Annotated in this window: 8 protein-coding genes, 1 tRNA gene and 1 pseudogene; 3 read left to right on the forward strand and 7 right to left on the reverse strand. The window is 59.3% G+C overall.

Annotated features, from left to right (window positions below; translation table 11 throughout):
- Positions 1–327: 327 nt before the first annotated feature.
- The 4 genes and pseudogenes from BJA_RS11205 to BJA_RS11220 all read right to left on the reverse strand — a co-directional run.
- Positions 328–1,983: a S8 family peptidase gene (locus tag BJA_RS11205; protein WP_011085082.1), complete on the reverse strand. Its 1,656-nt coding sequence runs from the start codon at positions 1,981–1,983 to the stop codon at positions 328–330.
- Positions 1,984–2,306: 323 nt separating this feature from the next.
- Complete coding sequence (locus BJA_RS11210) at positions 2,307–3,353, reverse strand: DUF4238 domain-containing protein (protein ID WP_236842191.1); 1,047 nt, start codon at positions 3,351–3,353, stop codon at positions 2,307–2,309.
- Between the two features lie 4 nt (positions 3,354–3,357).
- On the reverse strand, positions 3,358–4,089 hold the full coding sequence (locus BJA_RS11215) for a hypothetical protein (protein ID WP_038966543.1): 732 nt from the start codon (positions 4,087–4,089) through the stop codon (positions 3,358–3,360).
- Positions 4,090–4,215: 126 nt separating this feature from the next.
- Positions 4,216–4,857, reverse strand: a pseudogene (locus tag BJA_RS11220) (3'-5' exonuclease); the annotation flags it as partial.
- 235 nt (positions 4,858–5,092) lie between these two features.
- Between BJA_RS11220 and BJA_RS11225 the strand changes: the two are divergent.
- Genes BJA_RS11225 through BJA_RS11235 form a run of 3 tightly spaced genes read left to right on the forward strand, consistent with a single transcriptional unit; the run spans position 5,093 to position 9,226 of the window.
- Positions 5,093–5,806 (forward strand): hypothetical protein, encoded by a 714-nt coding sequence (locus tag BJA_RS11225; protein ID WP_011085086.1) that lies wholly within the window; start codon positions 5,093–5,095, stop codon positions 5,804–5,806.
- Positions 5,730–6,698: an AAA family ATPase gene (locus tag BJA_RS11230; RefSeq protein WP_051000320.1), complete on the forward strand. Its 969-nt coding sequence runs from the start codon at positions 5,730–5,732 to the stop codon at positions 6,696–6,698. The genes BJA_RS11225 and BJA_RS11230 overlap by 77 nt, the downstream gene beginning before the upstream one ends.
- A complete protein-coding gene (locus tag BJA_RS11235; RefSeq protein ID WP_162494063.1) occupies positions 6,695–9,226 on the forward strand; it encodes a hypothetical protein in 2,532 nt (843 codons plus the stop codon). The genes BJA_RS11230 and BJA_RS11235 overlap by 4 nt, the downstream gene beginning before the upstream one ends.
- Here the strand turns inward: BJA_RS11235 and BJA_RS11240 are convergent.
- The 3 genes from BJA_RS11240 to BJA_RS11250 form a co-directional block, all read right to left on the reverse strand.
- Complete coding sequence (locus BJA_RS11240) at positions 9,176–9,835, reverse strand: hypothetical protein (RefSeq protein ID WP_063921409.1); 660 nt, start codon at positions 9,833–9,835, stop codon at positions 9,176–9,178. The two genes, BJA_RS11235 and BJA_RS11240, sit on opposite strands and share 51 nt — an antisense overlap.
- Before the next feature lie 645 nt (positions 9,836–10,480).
- Positions 10,481–10,556 (reverse strand) — tRNA-Ile (locus tag BJA_RS11245).
- Positions 10,557–10,905: 349 nt separating this feature from the next.
- Positions 10,906–11,880, reverse strand: a complete 975-nt coding sequence (locus BJA_RS11250; RefSeq protein ID WP_038966584.1) for a Bug family tripartite tricarboxylate transporter substrate binding protein — start codon at positions 11,878–11,880, stop codon at positions 10,906–10,908.
- Positions 11,881–11,970 lie beyond the last annotated feature (90 nt).

Below are 11,970 nucleotides of genomic sequence, written 5' to 3' on the forward strand. Positions count from 1 at the left end.
TTCGATTCTGCGGAGGAAAAACGCTGCATCTTTCGAGAGCCGGAGAAAGATTCTGCCCTCGGACCGAGGCTGCAGACAAATTGAGAACGCCAAACAACAAAGAAGCATAGCAGAGCGATCTGAAAATACACATTGGCCCCTTCCTCGGCACGGCTCCTAATCTCCCGAACGACTTTCTGTACGAGCGCAGTTCGATCCTCTTTCAAATATCGTCGCTGTCCGAGCCTTGTTTCGACCGACCGATCCCGCGCGCTTACGACTACTGTATCGACGGACCACGTGGCTCGGCCTGATGGCCTCGGACATGGTCCGAAAAGGACGGTTCGTTCATTTGAAAGGAGACGATAGTCGATTGTCGAATACCGATACCGACGGAATATCTTTGAGGAGGCCTTTGACGGCGGAGGCATCGATCGTCATCATCTTCACCTTGTCCTGCGGTGCCACGCTGGCCTTTGGCACGACATCCAGTTTGAAAGTACCCTCTCCGATGGGCTTGAGATCGCATTTGAAGTTGTTGCAGTTGTTTCCGAGTGCGGATTCGATATCCGCTGCAGGCCGCTCCGTTTTTAGTATGAATGTTCCGCCTGCAGGCGCAGACGGGATCGTGTCGATCCCTGATGCCCCACCATTCGTGCCGACGGAGGAGGTTGCACCCGTTGCAGCGGTGCTGGACGCGGTCTGACGGACGAGCTCCAACCGCGGCAACTTCGTGCCGGTGCGAACGTCGACTGTGGTCGGCGCTCCAGTCGTCAAACGACTTTCGAGCTGCGTGACCGACTCGTTGGGAAATTCTTGCCGCAGTAAAGCCATGGCGGCCGCAACATGCGGAGCCGCCATCGAGGTACCGGTCTTCATGCCGTAGGTCGAGCCAGGAAGGCTGGAGATGATGTCCGTACCGGGCGCCGCCATGTGCACCATCGAGGCGACGTTCGAGTAGGTGACGTCGAGAGACCCGTCCTTTTTTGTCGCGGCAACCGATACGGTGGACGATATGCAGGCTGGCTCCGCGACTCCATCTGGAAAATGTTGGTTACCCGCTGAAACTACGGTCGGAATGCCTTTAGCCCTCAAGCGCTCTATGATCTCGGTCAACGCGGAGCGTTTATCGCACGGGGCATCAAAGTATCCGCTCCCCAAGCTCATGTTGACGGCGGCGACCTTGAACTCCGTGCGATGTTTGAAAACGTACTCCAACGCCCTCAGTTGATCGGACGTGAAGCTCCTTATGCACTTGCCCACAGCGCCACAGACACTCTGATCTTCAAAGAGAGAGTAAACCTGGATCAAAAGCAACTTAGCGGCAGGGGCGACGCCGCCAAACTGCTTAGCCGAGAAATTCATGTTGTGGCCGGCGATGATCCCGGCAACGTGAGTTCCATGTTCACATCCAGCGACGTCTCTCGGACACTGTCCGGCCGAGCCGGCCACCGTGCCAACGTCAAATCCCCCTATGCAAAGGGATTTCACCTGAAAGACGTTCGAATGGTCCGTGGAGAAGCAAGCTTCGGCCACGATGGCACCGGATAGCGCCGGATGATCGGTTTGAGCGCCCGTGTCCAGGACGGCCACAGACTCGTTTGTCCCGCTGAATCCCAAGCTATGCATCTTGTCTCCACCGATGAATGGAACGGAGTCCATCAATGTGGGTGGCATGGGGATGTCGCGCGTCACGAGAACTATGTTCGGATCCTCGCGCAGCCGCATCAAAGCGGCCGCCGAAATCTCAGCCGCAGCAACGGGAAGCGCCCCGATCGGTTTCACGTTCTTGGCCGTGTCGGACAACGCGCCGGCAACGTAGTCGCTCGCGCTCGCGAAAGACGCCCCACCGTTGATTTGCTCGGGATCCGGACGTGTCACGATGAGCACGCGAACCAACGGAGCCGAGTTGAGCTCGGCACGGACCCCACTTTCGATCTTCTCCTGGCAAACGGCGCTTGTCGGCAATAAAAACCCAACAAAAAGTAATGCGACGGCTTTCATCAATCAGCCCTCACGTAAAAGAAGCAATAAATGTTCTAAGACACCAAAGATAGATTTAACCTTTGGTTGTATCAGAATGCAAGTCCCATCGTGCATCTGGATGCAACATCCTCGATGGTCGACGCCCCTCCAGTTCGCGAAACTGCTGATCTCACGTAACATCGGCAGTAGAAAGAGTGTGCCCTCTTTCCCGACGCCGCGGGTGCACGAAAATCGCCGAAAAACAAGGATCCCCGAACGGCCCAGCCGGAATTTATGGCCATCGCCGTGGACTCCTGATTTCTGCCCGTCTAGCCATGAGTCTCGACCGATTTGGAGGCGGCTCAGGGGCGCCTCGAAGCGGGCGCGTGTCTTTGCCTTCGCCGGTCGCGCAACATCTCCATGAGCCTCGGCGGCCGGTCGGTCGATATCAGCTTGTCGACGAATTCCACCTCCGAATGGTCGAGCCCGTAGACGTACTTCACGGCCTGTTTGGCGACCTGAGAGTTGACCTCGAGCGCCAGTTCCTTGGGCGGCCAGTCCTTGAACTTCCTCTCGGTTTCTTCGGTGTTGGTCGCGACGAACAGGCGGTGGGGACCGATGGGGAGGGTCAGGTAGCATTCGGCTTCGCTAAACGTCTTCGACATGAAGAGTGGCCTGTCGGACGTGAGAAACGGCGGCGCATCGTCCGGCGTCACCACGACGCACCACCGCATCGCGTTGAGTAATTGCCCGATCCCTTCGTGATGCGTCAATTCCGGCAGACCGTTCATGACCCATCGCCCGATGTATTCGGGATCCCTCTTTTCGATGAACTCCTCGATCGTCTCGGGATCGTCCGGCTTGCGGTTGGCGGCATATTTCTCCCTCAAGCTCGGAAGATCAAGTTTCCATTGATCTTCCTCGATCTGCGCGAGGGCGGCCACGTCCTCCGGCATCCGCATCATGAGCGACATCAGAAAAAGCGACCAGGCCGACCGCCTCTCGGCATCGTTCCGGACCTTCTCGACGCCGGCCTCGATGACGTCCAAAGCTTTCGCCGCGAAGTTGTCGACCGGACTCATGAACTTGTCCTCGACCTGCTGCGCGATCGATTTGGGAACGCCGGGCTTTTCGTAGAGCCGGTCCTTGAAGGCGGTCTGGATCGGATAGACGCGCTGCCGATGGATGTTCTTGTGGGGGCGGCTGAATTCGCAGATTTTGTCGTCGTCTCCGGCCCACCGCCTCAAATAGAACTGCGGAATATAATGGTGTCGGGTGGACTGCTGGGCCGCACCGCGCAACCAGATCATATTGGGGCACGCCGCTTCCGTCTCCGCGGTGCAAGGCCGGATGTACGGATGGCCGCAGAAGCCACACACCATGGCCCGCGGCGGCGAGGCCGGCGGCATGGCATCATCGTCGCTCATTTGCGTAGGCAATCGTTTGCAATGCTTTGTTCGCGTCGCCTCTCCCCTGGTAGAGGCCAAGCAAGTCTCCTTCGTCCTCGACGGTTTCGATGCGAAAAAGCGTCCAGCGTTTATCCTTGCCCTGCACGATACGGAAAGTACGACCATTGCGACGGCAATAAAAGGCGGCGGAGCCGCCGATCGGAGTCCAGCCACAATCGGCTCCGGAAAGGAAGCGCTGTTCGAGCTTTACCCGCTCATCCTCTTTCAGCTTGCGATATCGCTCCTCCTGCTCTCGCCGGAGCCTCTCGTCCTCCCGCTCCAGATGCTCTTGAAGCGCCCCGATGATTGCGCGCATCTCGGTGCCCTGCGCCTTCTCGGCGAGATACAGCGCCAGGCAACCCTCCCTGAGGTCTTCGTTGGGATAGCTCGTGTGGGGCTCCTCCCAGATCGCGCGTAACCGCTGCTCCACGTCTGTCTTGGTCAACTGCGGACCGGGCAAGCGATTGAGACAGGCGAGCAGGTCTTCCGTGGGGATCCAGCACGGAGCAGCAGCCTGAGCCACCTCTTCCCGTCCAGCTTCCCACTTACCCCACACCGAGCCGGCCCGATCGACAGCGTTCACGATATCCCGCGCAAGTTTGTGCACGCTATGAGGATCGCGCAAATGCCGTAGCGACGGGCTCCTCACGTAGTCGAAGAGAAGCGAGGCCACGGCATACTGGCGGTCGGAGTTCATGCGCGGCCCCTCCGGTTCGTGCGCTCGACATCCTAGCAACTTGGGATGGTGGCCGACCAGAGCCTGCACGCCAAGGATTCGACGACCGGATCACCCGCGATGCCCGTCTCAGGGCTTCGGCCGGCTTCAAACGCGATTGGAGAACCGGGTGAAGGCCGTCAGTCGCCGCACGCCCGGCTCGACGTCGCGCCCGTAGATCTCGGTCTTCAGGAACGCGATCTCGTCTTCCAGGGCGGTCTCGTCGACGTCTATGAACCAGCTTTTCGGTCTCCCGTCGCTGCCGTCGTTCCAGCGATAGCCGCGGCGCTTCAGCGAATCCTTGAGGTCGAATGCGCTCTGCTCTGCCCAGACCCGCAGCGTCGCCTTGCGCGCGGTCTCCAGCAGGAGCGCCAGCGCCGGCGAGCCGGTCGTCGGCAATTCGAAATCCAACACCTCCAGCAGGGCATGACAATCGTCGACGGCTCTGTGCGCCTGGTGGAAGAAGCCCGCGCCGTTGAGCAGATAGCCGAGTTGCGCACCGGCGAAGCCGTGTTTGCGCCAGTCGATCTCACTCATGCTGCAGCCCCATGCCTTGTGCTCGAACAAGGGCCAGTAGCGTTCGGCAAACTTTCTATCGAAGCCGCTGTTGTGAGCTATGACGATGACCGCGCCTTCGACGAAGGCCGTGATGGCCGCGTCATGGAATCTGTGACCGGTTACCATCTCGTCGGTGATGCCCGTGAGTGCCGTCACCTCAGCCGAGATAGGGCCGCTCGGCTCTCCGGCCGACGTTCCTTCGTCATCAGCATCGAAATTGCTCCTGCCGGACGAATCCTTCCGCCCTTCTGCTCGTTCCGGGGCGGTTAGCGCGGGTCAGGGATTCCGAATTGGCAGAGCGTGGATTTGTCCACGTGTTCCCTTGCGCGCGCGATGGACAGAGGTCCATCATTCAAGAAGCCTGCGGATCGCGAACTCCAAGCCTCCTGTTGTGGGTAGCCATCCGACCTGATGTAAAGATGTACCTATGGCGACGCCCCGTACTCGTGATGCTATTCTGTCGGCATACTTCGGATCGATGGCAGCTTCTATCTGGAAGCTACTGCCATCGATCGATGTCGAGGCCAGCAGGCAGAACTACACGTTCATGGACATGGACGTGTTCAATGATTTGATCCGGCAGAATCCGGAGCGAGCGCAGGCGATCTATTGGCGCGAGATGACCTTGCGGATTCATCTTGCCTGTTGCGCATCCTTATTGCGACACGCCGACTGGCTGGACACGCTGCTGCTCGCAATAGAACACGAAAATTTTTTCGGCACTTTGGCGGCCTGCCGTGGCCTCCTCGAATCCGCGGCCGATACGTTCTATTCGCTGGGCGCGGTACCAAAGACGCTTGCGCCGAACCTGGCTCTAATCCGGGCACGAATTAAGGAAAAGCCAACCGATACGATCTTCCTTTCGAAGGAATTGGAGGACGCGCTGATCCATTTTTCGCATGGACGCAAACTGCGACGTAACGAAGCCGCGGAACCGGTGCACGCCGCGAAGCAGATGCGCGAGTATCTGGATAGTCTGAAGCGTGGAGGCGTTTCCGACGTCCATGACTATTACAGCGAGCTCTGCTCGATCGCTCATCCGTCGGCGGAGACAGTTAGCCATCATGTCCATCAGAGGCAAGATCTGGTCGGCTTTCAACGACATTCGCATTTTCAACGATCGGCTTCTCGATGCCCATGATATATTCGATGACCTCAGGCAGGTCACGCGCGAGTCGCCTCAAGAGCCGAAACGCTGCGCCACGATATTCGCCCCGACGCATAGCGGCAAGAGCATGTGCGTCAAGACGTATCTTGAGACGCGCGTCGTAGACGAGGCGATCAAGCGCGGACTGTTTCCAAAGGACATGAAACGCAACGAGATCGCGAGCAAGCAGCGCATCGTCATCTACATCACCTTGGAGGGAGTGACGACGATCAAGAATCTCGCCGAGGAAATTCTTCGCGCCCTGAACGTCGAAGCGGAAGGCAATACCCAGCAACTCCTCAAGCTTTGCTACGATCATATCGTAGCGCTGGGAGTGGAATTGATTATCGTCGACGAAGTCCAACATCTCAGACCGACGAAGCAGCGCAGCAAGTATGCCGAGAAGAACGAAAACGACGCGGGTATCGCGAACACTCTCAAGGTCATGCTGATCCGCGGCGTGTGCCCGATGGTCTTCATCGGGGTGACGGAAGCCCGTACCCTGTTGTTCGGCGACGACCAACTCGACGGCCGGGTTTTGGAGGAAATATCGTTCGATCGACTGGACTATGGCGTGGCCGCTCAGCGGGAGATGTTCATCGAGTATCTCGGCATGCTCGGCCTGAAGTTGAAGGAGCATGGCTTGTTCGAAGAAGAATCTAATCTTCTCGATGGCGACATCCCCGAGTGTCTCCACGTCGTGTCCGGAGGACGCGTTGGCTATGTCTCGCGCATTGTGGAGCAGGCGGCAGTCATCGCTGCGAAGGCCGGTAGTCCTTGTGTATTGCGCTCGCACCTTGAGGCGGCCGTCGACAAGTGGGCGATTCCGCGGCTAATCGACTACAATCCCTTCCCGACCGGCGTGCGGAAGGCCGAGCTGAAATGAGGTTCGCTTTCCCCATTCAGCCGATGCCGGACGAGTGCCTCGGTGGACTTGTCCTGCGTGCGACGGCGTCCAACTTCCGCAGAAGTCCGCTGACCGCCCTGCGAAGTGCCGGTATCGTCACGCACAAGCCCCAGTCGCTTTGCAGCAGATCGCCGGATCTCGCGAAGACGATCGCTGACTTCGTCGGCACGGCGGATGTCGTGAGCGTGGCGACCAAATTCCATCCTCAATTGGATGAGCATGCCGGGAGGATTGATTTTTTCGGAGAACCCCTTCGGGCGTTTTACCGGGATGCCCAGAAACGTCGCGTCTCCCCCCGCGCGCTCAAGCTCGGCGGATGGATGCGCGCAATGTGGTCGGTGAAGTTATTCGGGTTCGACCCAGCCACTAAGGAGACGCTAATCGATTCTTGCCCGGTCTGCGCCAAGCCGCTCGGATGGACGGTGACCTACGGCGTCGCCTTTTGCGATCACTGCTATCGACCGGAAAAATTCTTGGGCGCGATCTGGAAGTATCCGGGAGTTGATCTGCGTGATTTCCCGCAACCGATGGTCGAGGTGAACGATCTCCAGGCGCTTGATTTCGTCACGAACTTGATCGACCCGGCGCCGGGAAGGAAAGAGGTCGCCCGGCGCCTTGTCCCGGAAATGTGGTCCGACTTGTCGAATGGAGATATATTCGAAGTTGTGCTCCACTTTGCGAGCATGCAGCTTGCCGAGAGCTGGGACACGAAGCGCAACGCCATCCGCAGAAGGGCGAAATCCGGCGAGGGCTGGGATAAGTTCACGCCCGAGGTGCTGTCCGTTGCAGGGCGCGCCCTCATCGACGGGGCAGCAGGCCTCGAGCGGTTCGGCGACTTCCTGCGTGATCAAAGTAAGGAAAAGTCCCGCGAGAGGACGTATGGATGGTTTAGCGAGCTCGGGCCGCTCGGCATCATGGACCGGAACCTGTGCGCTTCGGCGAGAATGATCCTCGGTAACGCGGTGACGACGTATTTCGAAACTCGCAGCGATCCCGACATGAAGCCCATCGCCCACCTCGCCGAGAAATACGGCGTTCTCCGGTCGGGACTTAGCGAGCTCGTCAAGAGCGGCCTGATTCCGGCGATCAAATTCGACAACCTTGAGAAATCTCCCGTTCTGGTTTCGGAGAAGGCGTTCAAGCCGATCGCCGAGCGGAAGCAGGAAGTTATTTCGGGAACGATGACGGCACCCAGGGTCGGCGTCCATCTAAAGGATCTCGAAGAGCTCGAAAAAATCGGACTGCTTGTCCGCGTCGATGGTCCAGTGCTCAAGCTTCTGCGATCGTCCGTCTACTACACGAAGAGTTCCGTTGATGACTTGGCCGCGAAAATTTCGCAGAAGGCGGTAGTCGATGAGGGCGACGACACGGTTCGGCTGAGAGTCGCCTTGCGATCGGTCGGCGCTCGGAGCGTGCCATGGGCGGTCATAGTGGCGGCGATCGCCGACGGTCGCCTGGCCGTGACGACCGTGAAGCCGTCTGCCATCTCGTTGGGTGAGAGGTTGGCGATCCGTGACCTGAGCTCTTTGCGGCAGTTGATCGAAGAGCGAATGGCCGAAGCTACCCCATCGCTGCAATGGGTCGGCAAGTTCGAAGCTGCGGAGCTGCTGGGCACAAACGATGTAGCGGTGTGGCGCCTCGCGAAGGTCGGAAAGCTGAAGCAGCACGCCGACGCGCCCGTAAATTCTCCGTTCAAACGCGCTGAAATCGAAAGGTTGGCGAAGGAGACAATCTTCACGCCGGAGATCGTTCGGATCGGCCGGTTCCGGACCTACCGCGAAGCATCGACGTGGCTCGCGAACCAGGGGCTGAATCCGGTTCTTGAGCTCAAGAAGGCCGGATGGAAGGTGTACTTTCGCGCGAAGGTCGAGATGGCCCTTAGCGCCAGGATCGAGCAATTGCCGAAGCCCGAGCGGAAATTGCCACCTCCTCGCCCGAAAGGCATTCTTCACGGACCGGAATCTCCAGAGGGGCGCGCGGCCGCGAGGCAGGAGGCGCAAGACCATACGCGCATCGGCTATGCAACCGCGGCCTCCGTGCTCGGTTGCTCGATTTTTGCCGTTCAGAGATTGGTGGCCATCGGGAAACTGATTGCAGACGCCACGGTCACCCCGTTCGAACGTCGGCATGTCGAGGCGTTGGCGAAGGCGGCAATCTTCCTGCCGGAGATCATGGCGCGCTCGGGCTACAAGCAGGATCGGAACGTCATCAAATGGCTGAACGCCAACGAAGTTCGGCCGGTGCTTCGGCTGAAAGAGAATAAGGTGCCGATGTTCGATCGGACCGCCGTCGAGAATATTCTGGGACGCCCGGTCTCAATCGGAAACGCATACCCCAAGGAGACAAAACGCAGACTGCTTGCGCTGGTGGATGGTGGAAGCAGCGTCCATCAGGCCTCAAAGACTTGCGATGTCGAATATACGACGGCGAAGGCTTGGGTGAGGGCTAGGCGATCGCTACTCCTCAAGACGCCAGTCGCTGGCGTATCTCGGATGCATCTTGGGTAAGTCGGAGAATCTCTTGGGCGTGCCGGTGCGCTGACGCTGCCTGATACGATGCGCCCAAACCTGCGATCTTGTAATCCGGTCGCGGCGCACCTTCAGCTTGACGCGATCCAACTCGCGGAGCGGCGTGACGGGAATCGCCTTCAACACCGCCTTTTTTGCTTCGATCACTTCCGGAAATGGATCCACAGCGCCGTCGCGACGTTTCAGCGTCAGGGCGTACAGATAGAGATGCTCTATCGTCGCGAATATCTCCGCGAGAGCACCTCCGAGGGTGTTGGTCACGCCAGAGCGGTTCTGCTTCCGGGCGGCATGACCGTTCTCCTCTTGAGCAGTCGTTTTTTCCGCAATACGTTTTCTAAAAAGGGGACCGAAGCGCTTCTCGATCACTTTCAGCCGCTTCTGGACTTGCCCCGAGTTCAGTTTTGCGGCTTCGGAGGTTGCTTCGAGGCCATTCCTGGGCTGGATTTGGCATTGGTCGACCACCGTGACCCAGAGGAATAGATCCGCCAGCGAGATGTCGTGCTCGCGCTCGGTCCGCTTCCGCTTCGATTTCGAATCCTTCTTCGTTGCCGAGGATTTTGCGGCTCGTTTCGCCGGAACTCCTTTCACTGATCGTCCCCCATTCCCCATCCCCGAGGAGGCTAAGGGAAGAAGGTGAGTGGTTCGCTAACGTTTGAATCGAAACCGTCCAATCGCGCTCGCCGCGCCAAAACTGATAACTTGTCAGAATATCGGAGTCGCGTTTTCCGAGGCGACAGACTAGGGTGTTTTTGGCGGCGGTGGACTGAAGTGCGAAGGATCTAGAGACGGTTTTCGGCGAGACCGGTGGAGACGATTGAGGCGGAATCGTACTTGACCTGGTCTACCCGGGCAGAGGCAGGAAAATCGGCGGGAGGCTCCGGTTTTCAAGCGTCGGACCTGATCTAGGACGGAAGTGCCGAACGGGTTGGGCGACTCAACTTTGAGCAGTAGGGCCTGATCAGTGGCGAAGTAGGCTGGGCTGCCCAGGACGAACGTGGTTCGCTTTCAAATCTTTTGTCGGCAATAGCCCGGTAACCATTGGTTAACCGGGCAATTGCCGTTTGCGCATCTGGCCTACACGCCGGGTGGGTCGGGCCAATTACCCTAAATCAGCAAAATCGACTCGTGATTTCTTGGAAATCGGCGAAATCGACTCACGATTCTTGGTAAATCGACTCACGATCGTTTGGAATCGACTCGGACCAAATTTGGCGCGACACGAAGGGCGAAGCGTGGTGGGCCCGGCAGGACTCGAACCTGCAACCAGACCGTTATGAGCGGCCGGCTCTAACCATTGAGCTACAGGCCCCGCCGCGAGACGGCCGCGGGAATGCGTGCGGCCGGCAACGGTGCGCGGTTCGTTTACAAGGCTGGAGGCGAGGGTGCAATGCCGGCCCTGGCGGATCGGGAACGCCGATGCGGCACCGCAGGTGATTTTCGAATACCCGAAACTTGCGATGATGCCCTTATAGTCCTGTTTTGCCCGACGGCGCAAATCGGCTCCGGCACGGTTCGTGGGGTCGCTTCCATAACCCCTTGTAATTGCTAGCCTCGTCTACTGTGCATGGGGTTGTTTTCGCAGTTTTTGATTTGAAGGGGCCTGTCGGCCCCCTTAAACGTCCTGTCGACGCGCGGCAAGCCCGGCCGCGGAGCCGCCGCTAGTCCACCGAGACCCCGGCGAACTCCACCACCTTGCGCCACTTCTCCGTCTCGTCCACGACCAGCTTGCCGAACTCGGCCGGCGTCATCGGTTTGGGGATGCCGCCGGTCTCCGCGAGGCGGGCCACCAGCTTGGGGTCCTTCAGCGCCTCGCCGACGGCCTTGTTGAGGATCTCGATCACCTCTGGCGGCGTGCCCTTCGGCGCGGAGATGCCGTAGAAGCCGACCGATTCGAAGCCGGGCACGGTCTCGGCGATCGCAGGCACGTCGGGCACGCTTGGCCAGCGCTTCGGCGAGGTCACGCCGAGCGCGCGGACATTGCCGCCCTTGGCCTGCTCCAGCGCGGACGGCAGATTGTCGAAGATCAGCTGCACCTTGTTGGAGATGATGTCGGGGAAGGCGATCGCCGAGCCGCGATAGGGCACGTGCACCATGTCGCATTTGGTCATCACCTTGAACAGCTCCGCCGACATGTGCACCGAGGTGCCGTTGCCGGACGAGGCAAAGGAGATCTTCCCGGGATTGGCCTTGCAGTAGTCGATGAACTCCTGAACCGTCTTCACGGGCATCGCGTTGGAGACGACCAGCATGTTGGTGAGCTGCATGATGCTCGCGACCGGCACGGTGTCGCGCAGGAAGTCGTAAGGCAGCTTCTTGTAGAGCGAGGTCGAGATCGCGTTGTTGGGCGCGACGAACAGCAGCGTGTAGCCGTCGGGGGCTGCGTTGATCGCGGCGGCGGCGGCGATGTTGCCGCCGGAGCCGGCGCGGTTCTCGACGACGAATTGCTGGCCGAGATGGTCCGACAGCCACTGCGCCATGATCCGCGCCACGATGTCGACCGGGCCGCCGGCGGCGAAGCCGATCATCCAGTGCACGGGGCGGTCGGGATATGCGGCGGAGGCAGGAGGTGCGGCGCTGAAAAGACTTAAGAGAAAAACCAGCCCGAAAACATAGTTACGCAAAATTCGCAACATGACGCCTCCCATTGCATTATTGTCGTTGGGCTGCATGCTTTCACAAAATCGGGCCGCTGCCTACATCGTCGCAAGTCGGTGTTGACGCAG

Origin of the sequence: Bradyrhizobium diazoefficiens USDA 110 (genome assembly GCF_000011365.1) — a bacterium.
GTDB lineage: Bacteria > Pseudomonadota > Alphaproteobacteria > Rhizobiales > Xanthobacteraceae > Bradyrhizobium > Bradyrhizobium diazoefficiens.